This is a genomic window from Marixanthomonas sp. SCSIO 43207, from assembly GCF_019904255.1.
Taxonomy (GTDB): Bacteria; Bacteroidota; Bacteroidia; order Flavobacteriales; family Flavobacteriaceae; genus Marixanthomonas.
The window spans coordinates 1,926,934-1,952,079 of sequence record NZ_CP063203.1; the positions used below are offsets into that span (position 1 = coordinate 1,926,934).

Sequence of the window (25,146 nt, forward strand, 5' to 3'; positions counted from 1 at the left end):
TCACGATTCGGTTTTGGTTAATTTTTGATTGATTATACTTCGTATTAAGTTTACGGCTACCGTGTTATATCTGTTGGTTGGTATAATAATATCTGCAAACTCTTTTGTGGGCTCAATAAATTGTTGGTGCATTGGTTTTAAGGTAGTTTGATACCTGCTGAGTACTTCTTCAAGGTCTCTGCCACGTTCTGCAATATCACGTTTAAGTCTACGTATTAATCGTTCATCACTATCAGCGTGTACAAAAATTTTAATATCAAACAATTCTCTAATATCTGGATGTGTTAATATTAAAATACCTTCTACAATTACTACTTTACGCGGGTGTGTAGTAACGGTTTCTCCTGTTCTATTATGATCTACAAAGCTGTATACCGGTTGCTCAAAAGAGTTTCCTTTTTTTAATTCTTTTAAATGATTAACTAAAAGATCAAAATCAATGGCTTGAGGATGATCAAAATTAATCTTCACACGTTGATCAAATGATAAATGTGTGGTGTCTTTATAGTAAGAATCTTGTGAAATGATACATACTTCATCTACAGGTAATTCTTCAATAATTTGTTGTACTACTGTTGTTTTTCCACTTCCGGTACCGCCGGCAATGCCAATTATAAGCATGTTTTTTTAGTTTTTACAAAAGTAGGAATTAAAAAATAATATGGAAGATTGAAGGGTGTATTATCATATAAGGTACCTTAGAAAATAAAACTATGTTTTAAAAAGCTTTACTGCTCATTTTTCTTTTCTATACTTGCCACTTCTTCTTTTGTCACCATTGTATCTTGTGTGTTGCCCCAAGAGTTCATAATGTAATTCATTACATCTGCTACTTCTTGATCGCTCAAGCCCATAGGTACCATAACGCCATTATAGGTTTTGCCATTAACTTCAATTTCTCCTTTTTGTCCATATTTGACAGCGTGAATACTAGCTTCTCGCTTGTCTTTTAACCAATTAGAGCCTGCTAAGGGGGGGAATGCTCCGGGAACGCCTTTTCCATTTGCAATGTGGCATTGCATACAAAAATCTGTGTAAATTAATCCACCACGTTCTTTACTGGCTGTTAAAGGGTCTTGTTTAGTTTCTGTTTGTTTATCTGAATAAGAGCCAAGTTTTATTGGTTCTTTTTCTTCTTTTTTAGAGTTTTTACAAGCTACTAGCATACAAAGTATGAGTAACAAAAAGGGTGTTTTGTGCATTGTGATAGTATGGGGTTTTTAATACATTAAAAATTATTTGGGAACTACTTTAAAAATTCCTTGTCCTTCAACTGCGATGTAAATATAACCATTAGGGCCCATTTTTACGTTACGTACACGCCCAATATCTTGTGCTATTTTTTCACGACCTACTACTTCATTTCCATTTAATTTAACTAGTTCTACGTAGTTAAACTTTAATGAGCCAACTAGTAGGTGTCCTTTCCAGTCTGGGTAACGGTCACCTGTAACAAAATCCATCCCACAGGGAGCAATTGATGGGACCCAATAGTAAATAGGTTGTTCCATTCCGGGTTTTGAAGTTATGTCTGTAAACGTAGTGCCGCTGTAATTTACTCCGTAAGAGATAACAGGCCATCCATAATTAACTCCTTTTCTGACAATGTTTATTTCGTCACCTCCTTTGGGTCCGTGTTCGTGTGTCCATATTTGACCAGTTGTAGGGTGTTTTGCCATACCTTGCGGGTTTCGGTTTCCGTAAGTGAAAATTGCTTTTTTTGCGTTTTTTTCATTTACAAAAGGGTTATCATTTGGGATGGTTCCATCATCATTTAATCTGTATATCTTACCACCATCACGAGTAATATCTTGTGGATTTACGTCTCGATTGCCACGCTCACCAATAGAAAAGTATAAATATCCTTCATTATCAAACTCAATACGTGAGCCGAAATGTTGTCCTCTACTAGTGTTGGGAGTAGCTTTATAAAGCTCTTCAATAGATGTTAATGAATCATTTTTAAGTTTACATCTTATTAGCTTAGTATTTCCTCCTTCTTCATCACCTTCACTAGATGCGTATGTAATGTAAATCCATCCATTTTCAGAATAGTTAGGGTGTAATTCAATATCTAATAACCCGCCTTGTCCTCGATTATAGACTTCAGGAACATTTTTTATTTCGGTTTTTGTTCCGTTTGAAAAATGAATAAGACTTCCTGCTTTTTCAGTAATAAGCATACTGCCATTGGGTAACCAAGTCATTCCCCAAGGATTGTTGAGGTTGTTTACTATTTTTTCAGTTGTATAGCCTCTTTTTTCTGAAGTTTTAATAGCTACATCGTTTTCTTTTTTACGCTGAGCACATGAAGTAATTACCGAAAAGGAAAGTAGCAGTATTATTAGCTTTTTCATAGTATGAATTTCTTTTTGAAAAGATACTAAAATAGCTTGAAATGTAAAAGTCCCCAAAGTTTATAACTAAGGGGACTTAGCAGGGGCAAAAAAGTTTTTAAAGTCTAACCATTCTTATTGTGGATCTCTGACTTATTTTATTTACGAAAAATATAGGGTAGGCGGTTTTATTTTCTGAAGAAAAATTAATTCTCTTGAAGGGCTGCTTCTAGTTCTTCGGTCATTTCTAGGTTGTGAAATACATCTTGAACATCATCATCATCTTCAAAAGCATCTATTAATGATACAATTTGCTTAGCTTCTTCAAGTGGGAGTGTTTTGGTGTTTAATGGTATGCGTTGCAGTTCGGCATTTTGAGTTTCAATTTGTAATGACTCCAACTTTTCAGACATTTTTCCAAAGTCTGTAAAATCACTGTAAATAATAAAAAACTCTTCTTCATTTTCAAACTTTGTAGCACCAGCTTCTATAAGTTCTAGTTGTAATTCTTCCAAGTCCCAATCGAGCGCTTCTTTCTTCAGTGTAAAAACACCTTTGCGATTAAAAAGAAACTCTAAAGAGCCATTGGTGCCTAAACTTCCGTCGTGTTTTGTAAAAATAGATCTTACAGATGCTACAGTGCGGTTTGTGTTATCTGTTGTGCACTCCACATAAAAGGCAATGCCGTGAGGACCATATCCTTCAAAAGTGATTTTTTCATAGCTGTCTGCATCTGCGCCCGACGCCTTTTTGATTGCGCGTTCAATTGTGTCTTTGGGCATATTTACGCCTTTAGCGTTTTGAATAGCGTTACGCAAAGCAGGGTTGGTTTCTGGATCACCGTTTTGGTTATTCTCTTTAATTGCAACGGTAATTTCTTTAATAACACGAGTAAATTGCTTAGCGCGTTTTTTATCTTGTGCTCCTTTTCTATGCTTAATATTTGCCCATTTGCTGTGTCCTGCCATACGTTTTAAAAATTTTAATGTTAAAATCTATTTTTTTTATTTAAATAGAAAAAATATAAATCTTAAAATTTTCTGAAAAAAAACAGATTACACCTTACCAATAAATTCTGACTTTGAGACCTTCCTTCAAAACTGTATCTTTACGCAAAATATCTTTTTATGAGTGCAACATATAAAGCTGTTGTTAACGAATCATTTGAATTCTCGTTACAAAGCAGTGATATTGAAACGTTAGATAGCGTTTCAGAAGGAAAAAACAAAATCAATTTACTACAAAACTCCAAATCGGTAACGGCACAAGTACTTTCTACAGACTTACTTTCTAGAACCTATACTATTAAAGTAAACGGTAATAGGTATACCGTAAAAATTGAAAACGAACTGGATGCACTTATTGCAGACATGGGGCTTTCACTTGGTGCCAATGCTGTTGAGAATGAAATTCATGCACCAATGCCGGGATTAATTCTTGAAGTAAGTGTAAAAGAAGGCGATAAGGTTTCTGAAGGCGATTCTCTTTGCGTTCTTGAAGCTATGAAAATGGAAAACGCACTAGGCGCACCTAGAGATGGCGTAGTGAAGGCAGTACACATTGCCAAAGGAGAAACTGTAGATAAAAACGCATTGTTAATTGAACTAGAAGACTAATGGATATAAAAAAAATATTGATAGCCAATCGCGGAGAAATTGCACTTCGAGTTATGAAAACCGCCCGCAACATGGGCTTAAAAACGGTTGCTGTTTTTTCTGAAGCAGACCGAAATGCACCACACGTGAAATTTGCAGACGAAGCTGTTTGCATAGGTCCGCCACCTTCTTCAGAATCTTATTTAAAAGGTGACTTGATAATAAAAACCGCAAAACAACTTAATGTAGATGCTATTCATCCTGGCTATGGATTTTTAAGTGAAAATGCTGATTTTGGAGAAGCGGTAGAAAAAGCAGGATTACTATTTATAGGTCCAAAGTCATACGCTATTAAAGTCATGGGAGACAAGCTAGCGGCCAAAGAAGCTGTTAAGGATTATGATATCCCTATGGTTCCTGGTATTGATGAAGCTATTACAGATGTTGATAAAGCTACTGCCATTGCAAAAGATATTGGGTTTCCTATTTTAATTAAAGCTGCTGCTGGTGGTGGTGGAAAAGGAATGCGTGTAGTTGAAAAAGAAAAAGAATTAGGAGAACAAATGAAACGCGCCATTAGTGAAGCTGAATCTGCTTTTGGTAATGGAGCTGTTTTTATTGAAAAATATGTTGCATCACCTAGGCACATCGAAATTCAAGTACTAGCAGATACCCACGGAAATATTGTACACCTATTTGAACGCGAATGCAGCGTACAACGTAGACATCAAAAAGTAGTTGAAGAAGCACCTTCCTCGGTATTGACCCCTCAATTAAGAAATAAAATGGGTGAAGCAGCTGTAAAAGTTGCAAAGGCCTGTGATTATGTAGGTGCCGGGACTGTTGAGTTTTTACTAGATGAAAATCATAATTTTTATTTTCTAGAAATGAACACTCGATTACAAGTAGAACACCCGGTTACAGAATGGATTACAGGAGTTGACCTTGTAGAAGAGCAAATTAAAATAGCAGACGGTCAACCATTGTCATTCTCTCAAGAAGATTTAACAATAACCGGCCACGCATTAGAGCTTCGAGTGTATGCAGAAGATTCATTAGATAACTTTATGCCAAGCGTAGGGACACTAGAAGTTTACAATCCACCAAAGGGAGACTTTATAAGAGTAGATGATGGTTTTACAGAAGGAATGGAAGTACCTATTCAATATGATCCTATGTTGTCAAAGTTAATTACCTACGGAAAAACCCGTAACGAAGCAATTCAACATATGATTGAAGCTATAGCAAATTATGAAGTAGAAGGTGTAAGCACGACGTTACCTTTTGGAAAGTTTGTATGTGAACATGAAGCTTTCAGAAGTGGAAACTTTGACACCCATTTTGTAAAGAAGTTTTATTCAGAAGAATTATTAAAAGAAGAAATAAAAGAAGAAGCAGCAATAGCAGCAAAAATTGCCCTTCAAGCATATTTGAAAGAAGCAAAACAATTACGAGTACCTAAACATTAATAGCGATAGAGTTTATGAGCGATACCAATAAAGAATTACAGAAAAAGATAGCCGAAGCAAAATTAGGCGGAGGTGAAAAACGAATTGCCAAACAACACGAAAAAAAGAAACTAACAGCTAGAGAGCGCGTTGAGTACCTTCTAGATGAGGGTTCTTTTGAAGAAATGGGAATCTTGGTTACTCACCGTACTACTGATTTTGGTATGGACAAACAAAAGTTTTATGGAGACGGGGTGGTAACCGGATATGGTACCATAGATAATAGGCTTGTTTATGTTTTTGCACAAGATTTTACAGTTTTTGGTGGTGCTTTATCTGAAACTCACGCCGAAAAAATATGTAAAATTATGGATCACGCACTGCGTGTTGGTGCGCCAGTAATTGGATTGAATGACTCTGGAGGCGCTCGTATTCAAGAAGGAGTACGATCGCTAGGTGGATATGCCGATATTTTTTACAGAAATGTACAGTCTTCAGGAGTGATTCCTCAAATTTCGGCTATTATGGGACCTTGTGCGGGCGGTGCAGTTTACTCTCCGGCAATGACAGATTTTACTATGATGGTACAGGACAGTAGTTATATGTTTGTTACCGGTCCTAATGTTGTAAAAACTGTAACCAATGAAAATGTCACTTCAGAAGAATTAGGAGGCGCACATACCCATGCTACCAAGAGTGGTGTTACACATTTTACGGCAAGTAATGACATTGTATGTTTGGAGCAGATAAAACAATTGCTCAGCTACTTACCACAAAATAACCAAACAACACCAAAATCTCTTCCGTATGAATTAGGTGACGAAATTAGAGAAGAACTAGAGTCTATAGTTCCAGACTCTTCCAATAAACCGTACGATATGCATACTGTTATCAATGGTATTATTGATGCCAATTCTTTTTTTGAGGTTCATAAAGATTACGCAGATAATATTATTGTAGGATTTGCTAGGTTAGGGGGGAGAAGTATAGGTATAGTTGCCAATCAACCTATGAGTCTTGCAGGTGTTTTAGATGTAGATAGTAGTAAAAAAGGAGCTCGCTTTACTCGTTTTTGTGATGCATTTAATATTCCATTACTGGTATTGGTTGATGTACCCGGCTTTTTACCCGGAACAGATCAAGAATGGAATGGTATTATCCTTCACGGAGCCAAACTTTTATATGCACTAAGTGAAGCGACAGTACCAAGAGTTACTGTAATTACCAGAAAAGCCTATGGAGGAGCATATGATGTAATGAATAGTAAACACATAGGTGCAGATATGAATTATGCGTGGCCAACTGCAGAAATTGCTGTGATGGGGGCAAAAGGAGCAAGTGAGATAATTTTCAGAAAAGAAATTGCAGCTGCAAAAGATCCTGAACTCAAATTATCTGAAAAAGAAGCCGAGTACGCAGAAGCTTTTGCTAATCCATTTAAAGCTGCACAACGTGGTTTTATTGATGAGGTAATTCAACCAAAAGAAACTAGAAGAAAACTGCTTAAAGCATTTTCTATGCTAGAAACCAAAACTGTAGATAGACCAAAACGTAAACACGGAAACATTCCTCTTTAAAAAGAAGTGTCGTTAAATTATTTGGCAAACAAAGTATAATTTTAAGTATTGTGTTAAATCTTTTTTAAAAGCAACTAGATTTAGTATTCATAATTTTTGATTGGTTAAATGTTTAGTTAGCATTGCATACATTAAAAATATGAATACAAAAAAAACAATAATGTCAAAATTCAAAGCAACAACACTCGTATTATTGGTAACTTTATTTAGCGGTATGTCTGTAGCACAAGCCCAAGATAAAATTTCAGACGCCGAATTAAATAAATTTGCAAAAGCTTTTCAGGTAATTCAAATGGAAAACCAAAAAGCACAGCAAAAAATGGCAACCGTGATAAAAGACAACGGTATGGAAGTTGAGCGTTTTTCAGCGATACAACAAGCTAGTTCAAACCCAAATCAAGAAGTAGAAGCAACAGATGCTGAAATGAAAAAGCACGATGCAATTATGGCTGAAATAAAAAAGATGCAACCAGCTATAGAAGCTAAAATGGAAAAAGCAGTAGCAGATTCAGGAATAACCATTGAGCGATATCAAGCAATTGGCACAGCATTACAACAAGATAAAGATTTACAGCAACGTTTTCAGTCTATTATGATGAAAAACGTTAAGCAGAAGTAATTCTGATATATAAATACATATATAAGGCAACATTTTTGTTGCCTTTTTTTATGTGATAAAAATAAGATTGAATTTGTTCACCTTTATGAATTAATTATTTTTGCAAATCATTACATCGGGATGTGGCGCAGTCCGGTTAGCGTACACGGCTGGGGGCCGTGTGGTCGCAGGTTCAAATCCTGTCATCCCGACAATAAAAGAGCTTCAGTTTTAAAGGAAGATTACTTTCTAGAAACACTGAAGCTTTTTTCATTTACAAATAGCAATGCTTTTTAAAAATAGAAAAAAGTAGCAATTGTTTACACGCATATGTATGCACTTTTTTACTTTTTAATACCCTTCAAAGAGGATTTTTTTTAATTCTATAAATCCACAAAAAAATGATGTTTTTTAATTGTTAACTACCCATTTTTTTAAGCTAAATCGAGATTATTATAAAGCATTAAAAGCCATTTATTTAAAGTTTTTTGAAATGAAAATATTTTTTTCAAGTGGGGTCAATTCCTTTAAAATAAGGGTTTTGACCCAATTGTTGATAACCTCGTTAAAAACCTTTTGAAGGAAGTATGAAATTGCTTTAAATAAAATTTAAACTTTACAATGAGTTAAGGACTACCATTTTTTTTAAGGTTAATTATTAGACCAGCCTACTTCAACAGTGGGTTTGTGATACTTCCTCGACTCTAAAAGTAGCAATCATTTTTTAATATTTAGTAACGGCATGGAGATTTCAAAGATTATTAAACGAGATTACAACACGAGTCCTTTTGTACTCGAAAAAATTACAAATGCGATAGAAAAAGCCATGAAGGCAATAGGTCATGGAAGTGAAAATGACGCAAAGATTATTTCTATGCAGGTCTATGAGAGTTTGTTAAAAGTAAAAGAAAAAGAGCCGGATTATATACCCACCGTTGAGCAAGTACAAGATCTTGTTGAAGACAAATTAATGGGTAGTGAGTTTCACGATGTAGCAAAGGCTTATATCTTATACCGAAATGAGCGTGCATTAAGACGTAAAACAAACATCTTTGAAAAGCGAATTAACTTAAAACCATACGAGTATCCACAATTAAATCAATATGTAGATGCTATTCGCCACTCGTATTGGATACATTCAGAATTTAACTTTACCAGTGATATTCAAGACTTCAAAACAGGTTTAACAGAGCTTGAACGAAGCGCAATAAAAAACACTATGTTGGCTATTTCACAAATAGAAGTAGCGGTAAAAACCTTCTGGGGCGATATATACCATAGAATGCCAAAACCAGAAATTGGTGCCGTGGGAGCAACATTTGCCGAAAGTGAAGTACGTCATCACGATGCTTATTCACATCTTATTGAAATTTTAGGATTGAATGCAGAATTTAATGACCTAAAGAAAAAACCAGTCATTATGAAGCGTGTTCATTACTTAGAAACCGTTTTAAAAAATGCAAAAAGTGAAGACAATAAAGAATATGCAGAATCTATTTTATTGTTCTCTCTGTTTATAGAGCACGTGTCACTTTTTTCTCAGTTTTTAATCATTATGGCATTCAATAAGTATAAAAACATGCTTAAAGGAATTTCAAATGCTGTTGAAGCAACTTCAAAAGAAGAACAAATTCACGGTGATTTTGGAATTGACATCATCAAGATTATAAAAGACGAAAACCCAGAATGGTTTGATGAAGATTATCACAATACCATTAAAGATATGTGCCAAAAGGCATTTGAAGCAGAAAGCAAGGTAATCGATTGGATTTTTGAAAAAGGCGAACTAGACTTTTTGCCAAAATCTGTGATAAATGAATTTATTAAAAACCGTTTCAATCAATCATTAGAATCTATCGGTATTGAAAAGATATTTGATGTAAATGAAAACCTATTACAAGAAACAGAATGGTTTGATGATGAAATTATAGGAACCAAGCACGGAGATTTCTTTGTAAAGAGATCTATCAACTACAGTAAAAGAACACAAAGTATAACCAGCGACGATTTATTTTAAACTATGGCCGAAAACTCAACTAACGTACAGCAAAAGGTAGAAACAAATACTACCAACGATGCCAATGAACTATTAAAGGCACGTAAAGGAACCCTTAAAAATGCTGCAACCAGCACAGAAGATCACTCTTCATTTAAGTGGCTTACAGAAAACAGTAGAAAATTTTTAGCAGCAGGATACCTTTCTGATGGCGTATCTGCAGAAGAACGTATTAGAGAAATTGCAGAACGTGCAGAACAAATATTAGGAATGCCGGGCTACGCAGATAAGTTTTACCATTATATGGGAGAAGGGTTTTACTCTTTAGCCTCTCCAGTCTGGTCAAACTTCGGAAAAAGAAGAGGTTTGCCTATAAGTTGCTTTGGTTCTCACATAGATGATGATATGGGTAACATACTTTATACTCAATCTGAAGTAGGTATGATGTCAAAGCTTGGAGGAGGTACTTCTGGTTATTTCGGTAAAATTAGACACCGAGGTGCCGCTGTAAAAAACAATGGTTATGCTTCGGGTGCGGTTCACATTATGCAACTATTTGATAAAATGGTAGACGTTGTGAGTCAAGGCTCTGTAAGAAGAGGAAGATTTTCACCTTATTTACCAGTAGATCACCCAGATATTGAAGAGTTTTTAGACATTGGTGCCGAAGGAAACTCTATCCAGCAATTAACACACGGAGTTACAGTAGGTAGCGAGTGGATGCAGGATATGATTGACGGGGACGAAAAAAAGAGAAGTATTTGGGCCAAAGTATTACAGCGTCGAGGTGAAATGGGTTATCCATATATTTTCTTTAGAGACAATGCCAATAATGGTAAGCCAGACGTTTATAAAGACAAAAATCACGAGATATATGCAAGTAATCTGTGTACAGAAATTATGCTTCCTTCAAGTGATGAGTGGTCTTTTGTTTGTGTACTTTCTTCTATAAACCTTTTGCACTATGATAAGTGGAAAGATACAGATGCTGTAGAAACAATGGTATATTTCTTAGATGCTGTACTAACAGAATTTATTGAAAAACTAGAAGAATACAGAGACTCTAGCGATAAGGATCACCAACAAACATTCTTATTTATGGAGCGCGCATACAATTTTGCCAAATCAAATCGTGCGTTAGGTTTAGGAGCATTAGGATGGCATTCTTTATTACAGTCTAAAATGCTTCCGTTTGACAGTCAAGAAGCTTATAATTTGAACAGTGAAATATTCAGAGAAATGAAGGAACGTTCTTATAAAGCTTCAGAAGAACTAGCAGAACGATTAGGAGAGCCAGATTTATTAAAAGGATATGGAAGACGTAATGCAACCTTAAATGCAATTGCACCTACAACCTCTTCTGCTTTTATATTAGGTCAAGTATCTCAAGGTATTGAGCCTATTTGGTCAAATGTGTATGTAAAAGATATTGCCAAGATAAAAACAACCATAAAAAATCCATTTTTGGAGCAATTACTTGAAGAAAAAGGGCAAAATAATCCAGAAGTGTGGAGAAGCATACGTGACTTTGATGGTTCTGTTCAACACCTTGACTTTTTAACCGACCTTGAAAAAGATGTGTTTAAAACTTATTCAGAAATTGACCAAACGGCAATTGTGTATCAAGCGGCAAACCGCCAAAACCATATAGATCAAGGACAGTCAATTAACTTACTTGTTCATCCTGATATGCCAGTAAAAGAGATTAACAAAATACATATCACAGCCTGGAAGCTAGGTTTAAAATCTCTATATTATCAACATAGTATGAATGCAGCTCAAAAATTCAAGCAGAAAAAAGAATGTGTGAGTTGTGAAGGGTAACAACCTAGTTAAAAATTATATTTAAAAAAATCTCGTAATGTAGTTTACGAGATTTTTTTTGTCCTTAGCAAAATAATTTTGCCAATACATTTTATTTCAGAAGAATAAAATTTTCTTTTATTTAAACTCTCCTATATGCCATAAAACGCCAGAAGGGTCATATAAGAAAAATTCATTTCCCCAGTCATTATATTGAATAGAGGTTATTTTAACGTTTGGGTATTTCTCATTCAATTTTAAGTTATTTAAATATGTGTGATGTAAAGTAAGATTATCAACCTCAAGAAATATCATTGAATTTTCTACCCAATCTTTTACATAATAATCTTGTAAATAAAACCCCAATGTACCCAACCTGAAATAAGACATTTTCTCAGATGTTTTATATTCTTCAAAGCCTATATCTAGATAAAATTGTCGAGATTGATGGTATTGCTTTGCACCTATAAATGTTCTAATTGATTTTGGTTGAAGTTTCATTAGTTTTATGCTTTTCTAAGAATGTTTTCCATTTTTTTACCTTTAGCAAGTTCATCAACCAATTTATCCAAATACCTAACTTTTTGAGTCAATTCATTGTCAATTTCTTCAACACGGTATCCACAAATTACTCCTTTAATTAAATGTGCGTTGGGGTGTAGGGTTGCTTTTTCAAAAAAAGTTTTAAATGTTGCTTTATCATCAATGAGTTGCTGTAAATCATTTTTATTAAACCCAGTAAGCCATTCAATTACGTGATGTAATTCTTCTATAGTTTTTCCTTTTTTCTCAACCTTGGTTACATAATGCGGATATACCGATGCAAACGTCATTGAGGCCATTCGTTCATTGTGTTTATCTGTGGTTTTCATAAAAAATAGTATATGGTAATTTGTACTAAGGTAGTAAAATATTAGAGTTCAACGATGTTGTAGCTCAAGTTAGGATATTTTAGAGTTTACTCAAGGTATCCCAAACCGTTTATGTTCTAATTACTACTAATCAATTTTTTTACTATAACAATTTGTCCTAAGTGGTAATAACTGTGCTCTATCATTGCATTGATGTTGCGTAAATAGGTTCCGTATTGTTTATTTACAAAAGTTGCATTTAATTGTTCGTCTGTTAGTTTTTCAAGAAATTGAGCAAGCTCTTCGGTATCTTTCCAAAACTGTTTCAAGAATGACTCCCATTGATTTTGTGAAGTAATAGGAGGGAAGTTAAAACTGTCTTTGTCGTGTATTTCAAGTTTACCGTTGATAAAAACATTTTTAATTCCTTGAATGTAATAATGAATGTGTTGAGACAGTTCTGAAATTGTATTTACACTATCTACTTTTTGAGTAGCTGTTTTCCAATCAACAGTTTTTAATTGATCTTTAAAGTTAGTGTTTGCAATCCAAGTTCCGTTTAAAACTACTTCTCTAAGGCGGTTAGCTAATTCTTGATTTTGCTTCATCTTAAAATGGCACTTATTTTTATAAAATATAGGAAAACTTTAATGATAAAAACGATTGGATGGTTTTGTCTTTAGCAATGAAGATTAAATATACCTTTTTCTTCACAATAGCTTATTAAAAAGTAGAAGGGTTATTTTATGGATTTAATGAGGGGTCCTTCTGTTTCGAGGTTGTTTGCTAAGTATAAATTTCCGTTTTAAAAATAAAACTCATAGGTAATGCTCTTTTCAATATGTTATTTATGAAGTTTTTTTAATTTTCTTTTTAGTCTAAACGCTATGATAGTGGGAATAAGCGCTATCAATAACCCAATTAAAATACCTTGTACTGTAAATTTTAAAGTTTGTCTCGTATCAATGTCGTGACGGTGGTTCCAGATTTCTACAATTTTTCCTTCTTCGTTTATTCTAAATACGTTTATAATTGGTATTGTACTGGAGCCAAAAAATACTTTCCCGAAAAAGGTTGACGGGCTGTAGGTTGCTTCCCATCGAGTAGCAACAAGGTCACCTTCTGCAATTTGATAGTTTATTTTTGAATCCCAAGATCCATTATCCCAAAATAAGTCTGCTGTATTTTTTTGTTCAATTGCAGGTTCTGTAACTGCTTTTCGGTCACCAATATCGTGAACTACGTATTCTTCGGCTACATAATCTGCATATTTATCTGTATTGTCTGTAAACCAAAGATCTTGATAAAAGTTTTTGGCAATTTCTTTATTTCTATCTTCTGTGTTTGTGGTCTGTAGGCTATCTGTTTGTGATGAGAGGTTACTCCATAGTAGCACCATTGTTAGTAAAAGTAAATTTTTCATACGTTGAATTATTATTTCAAAAGGGTTGTTAAGCCTATATATGAGTTAATTATTGTGCAACGTTTCAAAAGCAATTTTCCAAGTGCCGTTGGGTTGTTTTCGCCAGCTTACTATATAGGTTCCTACACTTTTTATAGTATCTTGAGTTTCTTTATTGATAAATATTTCATTAAAGCTGTTGTATGAAATCGCCATGTCATTTGCAGCTATAACCTTGGGTTTTCCTCTGGAAACAAGTTTTACATCATACGATTTGTAAATTCCTTCCCATTGAGCAATCAAAGAGTCTTTTGTAACTGTCTTTACAGCTCTTTCTGGATAGATTGCAGTAAATTCGTCTTCATAAAAATCAATCCATTCAAAACCGAATTTTTCATATTCTGAATATAGACTATCTACTTGCTTTGTGATGATCTCTTTAAGCTCAGTTTCAGATGTTTTGGCAACTTGTGTTTCGACTTTTTCGGGTTCCTTACACGCTACGACCAATAGAAATGGTAATAGCAGAACAATGAATATTCTTTTTTGATTTTTCATAGAAATTGGTTTTAATTTATGCTTTCTTTAATTTGAATCCTACTGTGTCTGTTTAAAATTCTAAATAATTGATTTATACTTCATATTTATAATAAAACCTTTATTATCACAGGTTTTGAAGTTGTAATAAACTTCTAAGTGAGTTTATACAAGATTTAAAAAAAGTAATTAATTTCTAGAGGAGAGATTACTAAAATACACGTAATCAATTAAATAAACAAATATTTTAAGAGTAGCGACAAATAAAATGTTTTGTTTAATCTATTTACATCATTATTAATAGAATTTTCTTACATAATGAATTAATTCATACAAAAAAGAGCTTGCAAGTTCTTAAGACAACCTTAAATTGTAGTATCATGATTTGTTAAAAATAGGTTATTTAAGAAAGTCACTATTATTTTAGCATTTCTTTTATACTACGCTCAACGCCTATCAATACTGTTGTTTAAATAATAAAAGAGAGGCTTCCAACTTACTAATTGCTAGAAACCATAAAGAACAGAGGGTTAAAAAATAAACTTAGATGTAAAGGTTTGATTTTAAAAGTATTAAAAGGTTGTGTTCTTAGGTTGATGTCCTAAAGGAACGTTAATTGAATTTTTTCTGCAATCCAAAATATTTTACACTTGCTGTAATGTTTTAAGCAAGCATTAATAATCAGTAAACAGGTTGCTTTAAAACAAATTATAAACCTAACAAATTTTTAAAATGAAAACTATGAAGAAAAAAGCAATTTTTATTTCGATGATGACAGCTGTAATGGCTTTTCTATTTGTATCATGTTCAGATGATGATGACAATGGCGATGTAAGTGCAGAAAATTACAATGCCAAAGTATACATTACCGATGCCCCAATCGATAATGCAGAGGTAGATGCTGTATTTGTAACTATTACCGACATACAAATTGATGGTCAAAGCCTTTCAGGATTTGAAAAAACTACAATTGAATTGAGTGCTTTAACCAATGGTCAAACTCAATTATTAGGAGATTTAGACCTAGAAGCAAGAGAGTATGATAGTATTGATATTATTTTGGCAACAGATACAGATGCAAATGGTGATAGCCCGGCAAACTATGTAGTTGTAGATGGAAGTACTAAAATAGCATTAGATCCAGCTAGTGCAACAATCAATGTAGATGAAGATGTTGATATTGCAGCACAAGATACTAATGAAATTATACTAGATGTAGATTTACGTAAAGCTATTGTAACAGATGAAGCTAACGGAGGGTATAACTTTGCTTCACAAACACAATTAAACAACAGTGTTAGGGTTGAAAACACCTTAAATACAGGAATGGTAACAGGAGCTGTAAGTAATGATACCGGTAATGAAGAGAGCATTATGGTAGCTTATGCATATGAAGCAGGTTCTTTTACTGAAACTGAAGCTGAAGAAAATACTGCCGGTGTTCGATTTAGTAATGCCGAAACCAGTAGTGTAGTTGCTGAAGGAAGTAGTGATTTTAGCTTACACTTTTTAGAAGCAGATACGTATGAAATTAAATTTGCTAGCTATTCAGATATGGATGGTGACGGTACATTAGAATTTGAAGGAATGGTAAACGCCGAAACAGAAAGCGGTGTAACACTTGATAATGTTGAAGTAACTGCAGATGGTGAAGTTAATCTTGTAATAACTTTATTAACAATTTTGCCATTGTAAATTCATAAAAAACCCAACCAATTTAAAAAACCTCCCGAAACGGGAGGTTTTTTTAGGCTTATTATATACTACAAATAATATTTACTGATATTTTACTAAAAACAACTTTAAATAAAACAGGCTGAGAATTAAATCAACAGCCTGTTTTTCACTAAATTAATAAATATGGAGTGTTACTCTTTCATAGCAATGTCGCTATCCATTTTTGCAACATATGAATAAAATTCTTGCATTTTAGCCATGGCTTTATCAGGGCCGCCAGTAAGATTACTCATTTCAGACATCCACTTGACGTCATCTTCAGTCATCTTGTAGTTTAACGTTTCAATCCCTTTTTCCATCGGAAAAATTACTAGCATATCATATTCACCTGAAGCTAAATCATATGAAGTGGGTTGAAGCCCACCAGAATTTTGACCTGCTTTCATAAAATAATCGTTAATAATGCTTTTAGCTTTGTCTTTCATCATGGGCTTAAATTTTACATAAGCAATTCTCACCCATTCGGGGTTCTCGTGTTTTGATACTTTCATTTCTTGAGCCAATACATTGCTATTAAAAAATAGAAGTACGACTACAAACAATGTAATTGTGTGAATCTGTTTCATAATGGTTATATTTTGTTACTACTATATTTCAGAGTACATATGCTTATAAGCACAACCGTTTTTGAAAGTAATATTCACTGCTTTGTTCGTGCTTGTAAAAGCATCAAACGACTATTAAAAAAACAAAGGGGGATTGAGGGTTTGTTGATAGAAAATAAAAGTATAACAATTATAAGGTTTTGTCTGTGTTAAACTCGCAAATATTTTCCTACATATAGCGTATTATAAGGGCTTTTCGCACAAAATGAGCTTTATTTAGTATCAAAATCAAATAAACTTTAAATTAAACTATCTCTTCTGAACTATCTACAGGGAAATTTACCATAAATAAGCAACAACATTTTATTATCCTAGTTTGAGTAGTTTAAAAACTTAATTATATTAACAGCGAAGTTTAATTATGATAGGGGATATACAAGAATATTCATAAAATTAAAGTGATATTACTGAACAAATCTTAAAACTTACTTGTAAAAAACCCTTAATTTATATTATTTTTGAATTAATTAATTATTAACTTTTCAAGACGGAGGCTTAAACTTTGAAGAAAGATGTGCTATTTTTAGTAATTCAATTCATACTCTTCTCATGCTATTTTATTGATATTCATATTATTTCCTATTCACTACCATATTGGATTAACACAAGTTTATTAGTATTGGTAGGCATTGGTTTTATAGTTATTTTTTTAGGAATATTGAACTTAAGTGATGATTTAAGTGGTGTTCATCCTAAAAAAGGAAATTCTATGACCTTTAATGGCATATACAAATACGTTAGGCATCCAATTTACGCAGGAATTCTGATAAGTATGATGGCGTATGCTTTTTTTACAGCATCTATTTTCAAATTTTTATTAACATTAATAATGGGAGTGGTATTTTATTACAAGTCGAGCAATGAAGAAAATTGGATGCTTGAAAAGTATGAACAATATCGCATCTATAAACAAAGAACGGGTCGTTTTTTACCTAAGCTTAAAAAATAGATTATAGTAATTAATCTATCATCTTTCTTAATAACTTTCCTTGTAAATTTCTAGATAAAACTACTACTTTTACAATCCTAATTTTTGAACAATAGAATTGTTATGGCAGATAAAGTTGAAAAAATCAAATGTTTGATAATCGGTTCGGGACCTGCAGGATATACAGCAGCAATATATGCTTCTAGAGCAGACTTAAAGCCTGTAATGTACACTGGAATGGAGCCGGGAGGTCAATTGACAACAACTACAGAAGTAGATAACTTTCCAGGTTATCCAGAAGGAGTAGATGGACCAACGATGATGGTTCAATTACAACAACAAGCAGAACGCTTTGGTACAGAAGTGCGCATAGGAATGGTTACTGCTGTAGATTTTAGTGATAAAGTAGGAGGTATACACAAAGTAACAGTTGACAATAGTAAAGAGATTGAAGCTGAAACCGTAATCATCTCAACAGGAGCTACCGCAAAGTATTTAGGTTTACCAAGTGAGCAAAGATTGCGAGGAGGCGGAGTATCTGCGTGTGCAGTTTGTGATGGCTTTTTCTATAAAGGGCAAGAAGTAGCAATTGTCGGTGGAGGAGATACCGCTGCTGAAGAAGCCACTTATTTGGCAAATATTTGTTCAAAAGTTACTATGCTAGTTCGTAAAGATCATATGAAAGCTTCAAAAGCGATGCAACATAGAGTAACCAATACCGAAAATATTGACCTTCGATACAATTCTGAAGTTGATGAAGTATTAGGAGACCAAGTTGTAGAAGGGCTACGTATTGTAAATAATGAAACCGGTGAAAAGGAAGAAATAAATATCACAGGTTTATTTATTGCTATAGGGCATAAACCAAATACTGAAATTTTTGCCAATCAATTAGATATGGATCCTACCGGCTACATCATTACGAAAGGTAAAAGTACAAAAACCAATAAACCGGGAGTATTTGCCAGTGGTGATGTACAAGATAAAGAATATCGTCAAGCTGTAACTGCAGCAGGAACAGGTTGTATGGCAGCATTAGATGCAGAGCGATATTTACAAACCATTGAAACTGAAGAAGCAGAAACAGTAAGCGCTTAAAGCTTACTCAATAAATCATAAAAATAAAAAACACCTAATAATCTAAGTTTAGGTGTTTTTTTATTTACCAATATACCCATCTAGCAAATACATACTTTCCTACACAACCCTAAAAAACCTATATTTGTAAGACACTATTTATTTTTTATGAAAAAGCTTCTGTTTGCCTTGCTTTTGTTGGTTTCAGTTGGAACTCTGTCTCAGAATTCAGCTGAAAATGAAAAGCTTTTTTCAAAAAATTTAAATTCATTTTATAAAAACCCAACTCAAACTTTAAAAGTAGCTGATTACCTCTTTGATAACGCATCAAATGTCAAAGAAAAAGCACAAGCGCTTTACCTTATTTCAGAAACAAAAAAACTACAAGGAAATTATATAGAAAGTATTGATGCACTTTTTCAGGCTAAAACTTTAACTAGATCTACAAACAATGGTTTTATTAATACGCTTATTTCAGTTTCTATTGCAGATCGCTGTAGAATTTCTGGAATGAATGATATCTCAAACACCTATCTAAAACAAGCCGAAACCTTTGTAAATACTATTGATAAACAAGCTGATAAAAAAATAGCAACAGTTTATTTGTTACATGAACAAGCTGAAGCAACGTATCAAGCCAACGAACTTAAAAAAGCTATTAAATTGGCTGAAAAAGCAAAGTCATTAATTAAAAGCATAGAAAAACCAGATTTCTCATTAGTAGTTATTAATGCAATTTTACTTGGTAAGCTATATGTAGAGCAAGGTGAACTAGAAAAAGCTTCAAGCTATTATGAAAATGCTTTAGCTGTTTTAAAAGAATTAAACTTATTAAATTCATCTCTTGAAGCCGAAACACTGTATGGGTTAGCTACCATTGCGTATGCTGAAAATGATTTAGAGGTTTCAGAAAAAAACCTTACAAAAGCTGTATCCATTGCAGTGGTAGAAAAACCCTTAAAGTTGAAGGTGTTAAATCAACTTTCACAAATATATAAAGAGAACGATAGTGCTTTAGGGTTTCAAGAGCGTTATAAAGAAAGTTCGGCTTTAAATACTTCAATTTTAGCTTCAGAAAGAAAGGTAAGAAATACTATTTTATCTCAAATTGAAAATGAACAAGAAAGTGCTTTTAGTACAGACCAAAGACGCTATTATATTGTTGGAGCTGCAATTTTCTTGCTATTAGTGCTCACGTTGTTAGGGTATTATTTTTACAATAAAAAACTTGACCGCACCTATCAACAGTTTGAAAAAATTATCAAACAACTTGAAAACAAACAAAAAATTGAAGCTCCCGCTACGGCACAAGCAGAAAAGGAGGAAAGTAAAGGTATTGTAATTCCTAAAGAAACTGAAAAAGCCATTTTAAAAAGACTCGATGATTTTGAAGCTTCTACAAAGTATACCAATTCAAATATATCGCTTCCTGTTTTAGCAAAGCAAATGCAAACCAATACAAAATATATTTCTGAAATAATTCATATTCATAAAAACAAAAACTTCAATACATATATTAATGAATTGCGTATTAACCATATAATACAATTGATGAAAGAGGATAAGAAATATCTTAATTATAAGGTGTAATATAGCTTTATTAATGCTACTTTTTCTTAATTGTCCATTCAAACTCAAAAGTAGAAACTACATCACCAGTTTTATCAACACCTTGAGATTTCATCCAGATGGTCTGTCCTTCTCCGGTTTTAACAGCTTCCTTAATGGCTTCTTTTACTTTAATTCCATCTTCACAGGTAAACATAATTCTACCTTTTGCTTTTTTTGAAAATGAAGCCTTATTATTGGCCACCAGCATAGATATACGTTCATCACTTTCTTTAATAGCGGCCATCACCATAGCGCCGGTGCTTAACTCTGCAGCCATTCCTTGCACAGCCCAAAACATTGACTTAAAAGGGTTTTGATTAATCCATTTATGGCGTACCGAAGTAATACATTGTGTCTCATTTATATACTTTACTCTAACTCCTGTAAACCAAGCTGAGGGTAATTTAAATAATAAAAATGTATTGATCTTTCTAGGATTAAGCTGCATGAGTACTGATTTTATAGCGAATATACTTTAATTATTCTAAAAAGTATAATTCTTAAAAAAATGTTAAATTTTAGTACTATGCGTAACATAATACCTTTTTTTATACATATATTTGTATAAGAAATTAATAAGCAATGGCAACAACTATTTCAAATCTTAGTAAAAAAGAAGCTGAAAATCAAAAAAATATAGCAGCAGGAATACACCTTACCACTTTTTTAAAGTATTTTTTTCCGTTTGCGAATTTTATCGCTCCATTAATTTTATGGGTGATACATAAAGAAAAACCCTTTGTGGATGCTAACGGAAAACAAGCAATTAATTTTCAATTAAGTGTTTTGTTATATTCAATTGGTATAGGTCTTCTTTGCCTACCTTTTTTTGTATTATTTGCTTCAGATTTTATTTCACTAGTTGAAGCCATGGAAAGTAACATAGGCAATCCCAGTTTTTATGATTTAAGAAACCTTTCAGGATATATTATTCTCTTCGGAATTGCAGGTTTATTACTATTTGGATTATTTATTCTAGAATTATATGCTGTGATAACAGCCACTATGTATGCTGCCAAGGGTAAACTGTACAACTATCCTTTATGCATCCCTTTTTTAAAACCATCTTCTGAAATTGTTTCAGAAATAAATCAATCAAAAAATGAGCACACTAGTTAACATCGTATTAGCAGCTGTTTTAAGCTTTTTAGGAGCCAAAGTTCAAGAAGAACGAAAAATGACAGATTTGCAAAATACAATTATACAATGTCAGCATACGGTAGACTCTACCAAAGCAGCATTGTTAACAAAAAATGAAGCTATTAACTGTAAATAGGACCGATGAAAATTGAAAACACAAAAGCGCAAATGCGTAAAGGCGTTCTAGAATATTGTATTCTTTCTGTTTTAAAAGACGGTGAAGCATATACATCAGATATTCTTGAAACCTTAAAAGACGCAAAAATGCTCGTAGTAGAAGGAACAATCTATCCACTACTCACACGATTAAAAAATGCAGGTTTGCTTTCATACCGATGGGAAGAATCCAGTAGTGGGCCACCACGGAAATATTATGAATTAACAGAAACCGGACAGATATTTTTAAATGAATTAAACACTACCTGGCACGAGTTGCAACAGGCAGTAAATAGAGTAACCAGCGAAAACAGCAAGAAATGAAAAAGACAGTAAACATAAATTTAGCAGGTACCTTTTTTCATATTGATGAAGATGCCTTCGGGAAACTTTCACGATACCTCGATGCTATTAAAAAATCGCTTACAGACCCCAATGGGAGTGATGAGATTATGCGAGATATTGAAGCTCGTATCGCTGAACTTTTTTCTGAAAAAATTGAGACCAAAGCACAAGTAATTTCTTTAAAAGAACTTGATGAGGTAATTGCTGTAATGGGACAGCCAGAAGATTATCAAGTTGATGAAGAAATGTTTGATGATACACCACCTTCTCAAAAAGCACATAAAAGAAAAACATCTAGCAGGCAACAACTGTTTAGAGATATAGATAACAAATTTATCTCTGGTGTTTCTTCTGGTTTAGGTCATTACCTAGGCGTTGATGCCATCTGGATTCGGTTATTGTGGATTATTCTTACCATCTTATCACAAGGGGTATTCATTATAGTGTATATAGTTTTCTGGATTTTGGTTCCGGCAGCTGTTACTACTTCAGATAAATTAAAAATGACAGGAGAACCGGTAAACATATCCAATATTGAACGAAAGTTTAAGGAAGGATATGATACCGTTGCAGATAAAGTAAAAAATGCAGATTATGATAAATATGGACAAAAAGTAAAAAAAGGAACTTCGGGTTTTTTTGATACGGTAGGTAAAATTATACTTACACTCTTTACCATTTTTGTAAAGTTTTTGGGTCTTTTATTAATTTTAATTTCATTAAGTGCATTGGTAGGGCTAATCATTAGCTTATTTACATTGGGTACTGTAGGTTTTTGGGGTACAGGTGAAGTTATGGAGTACATCACAATGTTTGACACCACAGGAACGCCTATCTGGATTACCTCATTATTAACGCTATTTGCAGTAGGGATTCCGTTTTTTGTGCTTTTCATTTTAGGTATGAAAATGCTTATCAATAACTTAAAATCTATTGGTACCAAAGCAAAAATCACCCTTTTGGTTGTATGGTTTATCTCATTAGTAATATTAGGAGTGTTAGGAATTCGTCAAGCAACTCAACGTGCTTATGATGGCGAAGAAATTACCGAAACTGTACTTCCGGTAACTAGAGGTGAAACACTTAAAATTAAAATGAGATCAGATAGCCAGTATGAATATGATGTAAACCGTCAAGGAGGTTTAGAGTTAAAATACAACGAAAACGAAGAACGTGTAATTTATAGCAATGACATTCGGTTAATTGTTCGTTCTACAGATGATTCAGTAGGTAAAATGGTAATTGAACGCAAGGCGGAAGGGAAAAGTTTTCTAGATGCAAAAAAACACGCAAAAGCCATTCAGTACAATTATTCAATAGAAAATAACACCTTACTCTTAGATGGTTTTTTAATTACAGATGTTGAAAATAAATTTCAAGACCAAGAGGTTGAAGTTACATTATATCTACCAGAAGGGAGTATTTTAATAGCAGATAAAAACACGTATTCTTTCCATAGAAATGATTCAAGATATAGAGATATACTCGATAATGGCGATGAAGGTAAACAATTATTGATTTTAAAAGAAGGAGTAGATTGCTTAGACTGTGATGATGAATATGAAGTTTTGAACACCGAAACTTTTGAAGAAGAAGCAGAAGCAAACTTTTCTAAAGACCAACCATCGTCAAACAAATGGGAAAAAGATGTAAATCAAGATTTTGAAAAAAAGAAACGAGATACAATTACAAATTCACAAAAAGTTACAGACACAATCAATAACCAATAAAATCTATTAGTATGAAACCAATACAAATTTTATTTTTAGTTCTGGCAGCAAGTCTTACCACCGCTTGTCAATTTGATATCAATCTTGGTCAAGTAAACGGAAACGGAAACGTAGTAACAGAAGAACGGCCAGTATCAGAATCATTTACTGCCATTCGAGGAAGTGCAGGTCTGGATGTTTTTTTAGAGCAAGGAGATGAAGCAAAAATAGTTGTAGAGGCCGATGAAAATCTGCTTGATATAATTGAAACCGAAATTGTTGAAGGAAAGCTTAAAATAGGAACCAAAGAAAATATTGGTCGTTCAAAAGCCAAAAAAGTGTATGTTACCTACACTTCGTTAAACACCATTGAAGCCAGTAGTGGTGCCGATGTTATTGCAAATTCAGTAGTGAAAAGTGAAAATTTAACACTCGATTGTAGTAGTGGTAGTGACCTAGAAGTAGACGTTTTTGCAAAATATGTCATTGCCGAGACTAGTAGTGGAGCCGATTTAAAAGTTTCAGGTAAAGCAACAAACCTAGATGCATCAGCCTCAAGCGGAAGCGACTTAAACGCCAAAGACTTGTTAGTAATCAATTGCACGGCAGATGTTTCAAGTGGAGCAGACATTACAGTTAATGTAAAAGAAAAACTCATTTCTGAAACTTCTAGCGGAGGCGATGTACATTATTATGGTAATCCCGGTAATGTTTCAAAAAACGAAAGTAAATCTGGAGGAGGCACACATAAAATGTAACATATTAAAGCTAATCAATCAAAAAACCAAAGACCGAAGACATTTCATCTTCGGTTTTTGTTGTTTCAGTCCTTTTTTTTGGTTTGTTACTGGCTAATATTAGTATTTTAGTTTTCAGAAAAATTAACAAGATCTATGGAAGTATTAATTATTGAAGATGAAAAACCTTCGGCACGACGTTTAAAACGCATGTTGGAAAAACTAGACGTTGTTGTAACACACACACTACACAGTGTAGAAGAATCTATTAATTGGTTTTCAAATAATCCACAACCAGAATTAATATTTTTAGATATTCAATTAAGCGATGGGTTGTCTTTTGAAATTTTTGATACAATCTCCATAACGAGTTCGGTGATATTTACAACAGCTTATGATGAGTATGCTTTACAAGCTTTCAAGCTTAATAGTATAGATTATCTATTAAAACCCATTGATCAAGAAGAGCTTGAAAAAGCAGTGGCTAAGTATAAAACCTTTAACCCAAAGCCACAACAAGTACAGATGAACTTTGAAGACATAAAAAAAATGTTGACAAACCCGGTAGAACGAGAATATAAAAAACGTTTTACAACCAAAATTGGTCAACATCTTAAAATGATTTCAGTAGATGATATAGAGTGTTTTTATTCAGAAAATAAAGGAACGTATGCGCACACAACCGAAGGCAGAAACTACTTGCTTGACACAACCTTAGAGCAACTTGAAACCGAATTGGCACCCGAAACTTTTTTCAGAGTAAACCGCACATTTTATATTAACATTAATGCTATAGAAGATATTATTTCATATACCAATTCGCGATTACAATTAAAGCTCGCAAGCTATAAAGAACAAGATATTATAGTAGCAAGAGAGCGCGTAAAAGACTTTAAAATATGGCTAGAATAATTCTTTTTTCTGAAATAAAGCAATGTATCCTTGCAAAAGTTAAGCT

The 25,146-nt window shown here is 33.4% G+C and carries 27 protein-coding genes and 1 tRNA gene; 17 read left to right on the forward strand and 11 right to left on the reverse strand.

Annotated elements, in window-relative coordinates; translation table 11 throughout:
* The 4 genes from udk to INR76_RS09045 all read right to left on the reverse strand — a co-directional run bounded on the left by udk (position 1) and on the right by INR76_RS09045 (position 3,304).
* The gene (gene udk / locus INR76_RS09030; RefSeq protein WP_223107575.1) at positions 1-621 is read right to left on the reverse strand and encodes a uridine kinase; all 621 of its coding nucleotides are present in this window, start codon (positions 619-621) and stop codon (positions 1-3) included.
* A gap of 107 nt (positions 622-728) precedes the next feature.
* A complete protein-coding gene (locus tag INR76_RS09035; protein ID WP_255592562.1) occupies positions 729-1,184 on the reverse strand; it encodes a cytochrome c in 456 nt (151 codons plus the stop codon).
* 51 nt (positions 1,185-1,235) lie between these two features.
* The gene (locus INR76_RS09040; RefSeq protein ID WP_223107578.1) at positions 1,236-2,357 is read right to left on the reverse strand and encodes a PQQ-dependent sugar dehydrogenase; all 1,122 of its coding nucleotides are present in this window, start codon (positions 2,355-2,357) and stop codon (positions 1,236-1,238) included.
* A 185-nt stretch (positions 2,358-2,542) separates the two neighbouring features.
* The gene (locus INR76_RS09045) at positions 2,543-3,304 is read right to left on the reverse strand and encodes a YebC/PmpR family DNA-binding transcriptional regulator (RefSeq protein WP_223107579.1); all 762 of its coding nucleotides are present in this window, start codon (positions 3,302-3,304) and stop codon (positions 2,543-2,545) included.
* A 159-nt stretch (positions 3,305-3,463) separates the two neighbouring features.
* Here INR76_RS09045 and INR76_RS09050 point away from each other — a divergent pair, with 159 nt between their 5' ends.
* The 7 genes from INR76_RS09050 (at position 3,464) to INR76_RS09080 (ending at position 11,374) form a co-directional block, all read left to right on the forward strand.
* Positions 3,464-3,952, forward strand: coding sequence for a biotin/lipoyl-containing protein (locus INR76_RS09050; RefSeq protein WP_223107580.1), 489 nt, complete (start codon positions 3,464-3,466; stop codon positions 3,950-3,952).
* Between the two features lie 5 nt (positions 3,953-3,957).
* Positions 3,958-5,400, forward strand: a complete 1,443-nt coding sequence (gene accC, locus INR76_RS09055; protein WP_223109996.1) for an acetyl-CoA carboxylase biotin carboxylase subunit — start codon at positions 3,958-3,960, stop codon at positions 5,398-5,400.
* A 14-nt stretch (positions 5,401-5,414) separates the two neighbouring features.
* Positions 5,415-6,956 (forward strand): acyl-CoA carboxylase subunit beta, encoded by a 1,542-nt coding sequence (locus tag INR76_RS09060; protein ID WP_223107581.1) that lies wholly within the window; start codon positions 5,415-5,417, stop codon positions 6,954-6,956.
* 139 nt (positions 6,957-7,095) lie between these two features.
* Positions 7,096-7,575 carry a DUF4168 domain-containing protein gene (locus INR76_RS09065; protein WP_255592564.1) on the forward strand — a complete coding sequence of 160 codons (480 nt, stop codon included), beginning with the start codon at positions 7,096-7,098 and terminating at the stop codon, positions 7,573-7,575.
* A gap of 116 nt (positions 7,576-7,691) precedes the next feature.
* Positions 7,692-7,766: transfer RNA gene (locus INR76_RS09070), tRNA-Pro, on the forward strand.
* Between the two features lie 530 nt (positions 7,767-8,296).
* A complete protein-coding gene (locus INR76_RS09075; protein WP_223107582.1) occupies positions 8,297-9,571 on the forward strand; it encodes a ribonucleotide-diphosphate reductase subunit beta in 1,275 nt (424 codons plus the stop codon).
* Between the two features lie 3 nt (positions 9,572-9,574).
* A complete protein-coding gene (locus INR76_RS09080; RefSeq protein WP_223107583.1) occupies positions 9,575-11,374 on the forward strand; it encodes a ribonucleoside-diphosphate reductase subunit alpha in 1,800 nt (599 codons plus the stop codon).
* Positions 11,375-11,491: 117 nt separating this feature from the next.
* Here the strand turns inward: INR76_RS09080 and INR76_RS09085 are convergent, their stop codons facing one another.
* The 5 genes from INR76_RS09085 to INR76_RS09105 form a co-directional block, all read right to left on the reverse strand.
* On the reverse strand, positions 11,492-11,854 hold the full coding sequence (locus tag INR76_RS09085) for a glyoxalase (RefSeq protein ID WP_223107584.1): 363 nt from the start codon (positions 11,852-11,854) through the stop codon (positions 11,492-11,494).
* Between the two features lie 5 nt (positions 11,855-11,859).
* Positions 11,860-12,225, reverse strand: coding sequence for a DUF2200 domain-containing protein (locus INR76_RS09090; protein WP_223107585.1), 366 nt, complete (start codon positions 12,223-12,225; stop codon positions 11,860-11,862).
* Between the two features lie 116 nt (positions 12,226-12,341).
* Positions 12,342-12,812: a DUF1572 family protein gene (locus INR76_RS09095; RefSeq protein WP_223107586.1), complete on the reverse strand. Its 471-nt coding sequence runs from the start codon at positions 12,810-12,812 to the stop codon at positions 12,342-12,344.
* Positions 12,813-13,048: 236 nt separating this feature from the next.
* A complete protein-coding gene (locus tag INR76_RS09100) occupies positions 13,049-13,627 on the reverse strand; it encodes a nuclear transport factor 2 family protein (protein WP_223107587.1) in 579 nt (192 codons plus the stop codon).
* Positions 13,628-13,672: 45 nt separating this feature from the next.
* Positions 13,673-14,164: a hypothetical protein gene (locus INR76_RS09105; protein WP_223107588.1), complete on the reverse strand. Its 492-nt coding sequence runs from the start codon at positions 14,162-14,164 to the stop codon at positions 13,673-13,675.
* Positions 14,165-14,884: 720 nt separating this feature from the next.
* Here INR76_RS09105 and INR76_RS09110 point away from each other — a divergent pair.
* Entirely contained in the window at positions 14,885-15,838 is a 954-nt protein-coding gene (locus INR76_RS09110) for a DUF4382 domain-containing protein (RefSeq protein ID WP_223107589.1), read from the forward strand.
* Between the two features lie 173 nt (positions 15,839-16,011).
* On the opposite strand, the gene INR76_RS09115 is transcribed toward INR76_RS09110, so the two are convergent.
* The gene (locus tag INR76_RS09115) at positions 16,012-16,446 is read right to left on the reverse strand and encodes a hypothetical protein (protein WP_223107591.1); all 435 of its coding nucleotides are present in this window, start codon (positions 16,444-16,446) and stop codon (positions 16,012-16,014) included.
* Positions 16,447-16,987: 541 nt separating this feature from the next.
* Between INR76_RS09115 and INR76_RS09120 the strand changes: the two genes are divergently transcribed.
* The 3 genes from INR76_RS09120 to INR76_RS09130 all read left to right on the forward strand — a co-directional run bounded on the left by INR76_RS09120 (position 16,988) and on the right by INR76_RS09130 (position 20,080).
* The gene (locus INR76_RS09120) at positions 16,988-17,434 is read left to right on the forward strand and encodes an isoprenylcysteine carboxylmethyltransferase family protein (protein WP_223107592.1); all 447 of its coding nucleotides are present in this window, start codon (positions 16,988-16,990) and stop codon (positions 17,432-17,434) included.
* Between the two features lie 102 nt (positions 17,435-17,536).
* Complete coding sequence (gene trxB, locus INR76_RS09125; RefSeq protein WP_223107593.1) at positions 17,537-18,511, forward strand: thioredoxin-disulfide reductase; 975 nt, start codon at positions 17,537-17,539, stop codon at positions 18,509-18,511.
* A gap of 147 nt (positions 18,512-18,658) precedes the next feature.
* Complete coding sequence (locus INR76_RS09130) at positions 18,659-20,080, forward strand: tetratricopeptide repeat protein (RefSeq protein ID WP_223107594.1); 1,422 nt, start codon at positions 18,659-18,661, stop codon at positions 20,078-20,080.
* A 16-nt stretch (positions 20,081-20,096) separates the two neighbouring features.
* Here the strand turns inward: INR76_RS09130 and INR76_RS09135 are convergent, their stop codons facing one another.
* On the reverse strand, positions 20,097-20,549 hold the full coding sequence (locus INR76_RS09135; protein ID WP_223107595.1) for a DUF4442 domain-containing protein: 453 nt from the start codon (positions 20,547-20,549) through the stop codon (positions 20,097-20,099).
* A gap of 134 nt (positions 20,550-20,683) precedes the next feature.
* Between INR76_RS09135 and INR76_RS09140 the strand changes: the two genes are divergently transcribed.
* The 6 genes from INR76_RS09140 (at position 20,684) to INR76_RS09165 (ending at position 25,100) form a co-directional block, all read left to right on the forward strand.
* Positions 20,684-21,220, forward strand: a complete 537-nt coding sequence (locus tag INR76_RS09140; RefSeq protein ID WP_223107596.1) for a DUF4870 domain-containing protein — start codon at positions 20,684-20,686, stop codon at positions 21,218-21,220.
* Positions 21,204-21,377 (forward strand): hypothetical protein, encoded by a 174-nt coding sequence (locus tag INR76_RS09145; protein ID WP_223107597.1) that lies wholly within the window; start codon positions 21,204-21,206, stop codon positions 21,375-21,377. The genes INR76_RS09140 and INR76_RS09145 overlap by 17 nt, the downstream gene beginning before the upstream one ends.
* 5 nt (positions 21,378-21,382) lie before the next feature.
* Positions 21,383-21,721, forward strand: a complete 339-nt coding sequence (locus INR76_RS09150; RefSeq protein ID WP_223107598.1) for a PadR family transcriptional regulator — start codon at positions 21,383-21,385, stop codon at positions 21,719-21,721.
* Positions 21,718-23,472: a PspC domain-containing protein gene (locus INR76_RS09155; protein ID WP_223107599.1), complete on the forward strand. Its 1,755-nt coding sequence runs from the start codon at positions 21,718-21,720 to the stop codon at positions 23,470-23,472. Before INR76_RS09150 ends, INR76_RS09155 begins: the two co-directional genes overlap by 4 nt.
* Before the next feature lie 11 nt (positions 23,473-23,483).
* Entirely contained in the window at positions 23,484-24,209 is a 726-nt protein-coding gene (locus INR76_RS09160) for a head GIN domain-containing protein (protein ID WP_223107600.1), read from the forward strand.
* A gap of 135 nt (positions 24,210-24,344) precedes the next feature.
* A complete protein-coding gene (locus INR76_RS09165; protein WP_223107601.1) occupies positions 24,345-25,100 on the forward strand; it encodes a LytTR family DNA-binding domain-containing protein in 756 nt (251 codons plus the stop codon).
* The last annotated feature ends 46 nt before the right edge of the window (positions 25,101-25,146 follow it).

Coding starts and splice junctions, on each gene's coding strand:
- INR76_RS09060 (WP_223107581.1), top strand. CDS start 5,415: ATGAGCGATACCAATAAAGAATTACAGAAAAAGATAGCCGAAGCAAAA.
- udk (WP_223107575.1), bottom strand. CDS start 621: ATGCTTATAATTGGCATTGCCGGCGGTACCGGAAGTGGAAAAACAACA.
- INR76_RS09135 (WP_223107595.1), bottom strand. CDS start 20,549: ATGCAGCTTAATCCTAGAAAGATCAATACATTTTTATTATTTAAATTA.
- INR76_RS09100 (WP_223107587.1), bottom strand. CDS start 13,627: ATGAAAAATTTACTTTTACTAACAATGGTGCTACTATGGAGTAACCTC.
- INR76_RS09045 (WP_223107579.1), bottom strand. CDS start 3,304: ATGGCAGGACACAGCAAATGGGCAAATATTAAGCATAGAAAAGGAGCA.
- INR76_RS09140 (WP_223107596.1), top strand. CDS start 20,684: ATGGCAACAACTATTTCAAATCTTAGTAAAAAAGAAGCTGAAAATCAA.
- INR76_RS09090 (WP_223107585.1), bottom strand. CDS start 12,225: ATGAAAACCACAGATAAACACAATGAACGAATGGCCTCAATGACGTTT.
- INR76_RS09165 (WP_223107601.1), top strand. CDS start 24,345: ATGGAAGTATTAATTATTGAAGATGAAAAACCTTCGGCACGACGTTTA.
- INR76_RS09155 (WP_223107599.1), top strand. CDS start 21,718: ATGAAAAAGACAGTAAACATAAATTTAGCAGGTACCTTTTTTCATATT.
- INR76_RS09160 (WP_223107600.1), top strand. CDS start 23,484: ATGAAACCAATACAAATTTTATTTTTAGTTCTGGCAGCAAGTCTTACC.
- INR76_RS09145 (WP_223107597.1), top strand. CDS start 21,204: ATGAGCACACTAGTTAACATCGTATTAGCAGCTGTTTTAAGCTTTTTA.
- INR76_RS09095 (WP_223107586.1), bottom strand. CDS start 12,812: ATGAAGCAAAATCAAGAATTAGCTAACCGCCTTAGAGAAGTAGTTTTA.
- INR76_RS09075 (WP_223107582.1), top strand. CDS start 8,297: ATGGAGATTTCAAAGATTATTAAACGAGATTACAACACGAGTCCTTTT.
- INR76_RS09110 (WP_223107589.1), top strand. CDS start 14,885: ATGAAGAAAAAAGCAATTTTTATTTCGATGATGACAGCTGTAATGGCT.
- trxB (WP_223107593.1), top strand. CDS start 17,537: ATGGCAGATAAAGTTGAAAAAATCAAATGTTTGATAATCGGTTCGGGA.
- INR76_RS09130 (WP_223107594.1), top strand. CDS start 18,659: ATGAAAAAGCTTCTGTTTGCCTTGCTTTTGTTGGTTTCAGTTGGAACT.
- INR76_RS09040 (WP_223107578.1), bottom strand. CDS start 2,357: ATGAAAAAGCTAATAATACTGCTACTTTCCTTTTCGGTAATTACTTCA.
- INR76_RS09050 (WP_223107580.1), top strand. CDS start 3,464: ATGAGTGCAACATATAAAGCTGTTGTTAACGAATCATTTGAATTCTCG.
- INR76_RS09085 (WP_223107584.1), bottom strand. CDS start 11,854: ATGAAACTTCAACCAAAATCAATTAGAACATTTATAGGTGCAAAGCAA.
- INR76_RS09080 (WP_223107583.1), top strand. CDS start 9,575: ATGGCCGAAAACTCAACTAACGTACAGCAAAAGGTAGAAACAAATACT.
- INR76_RS09115 (WP_223107591.1), bottom strand. CDS start 16,446: ATGAAACAGATTCACACAATTACATTGTTTGTAGTCGTACTTCTATTT.
- INR76_RS09150 (WP_223107598.1), top strand. CDS start 21,383: ATGAAAATTGAAAACACAAAAGCGCAAATGCGTAAAGGCGTTCTAGAA.
- INR76_RS09105 (WP_223107588.1), bottom strand. CDS start 14,164: ATGAAAAATCAAAAAAGAATATTCATTGTTCTGCTATTACCATTTCTA.
- INR76_RS09065 (WP_255592564.1), top strand. CDS start 7,096: ATGAATACAAAAAAAACAATAATGTCAAAATTCAAAGCAACAACACTC.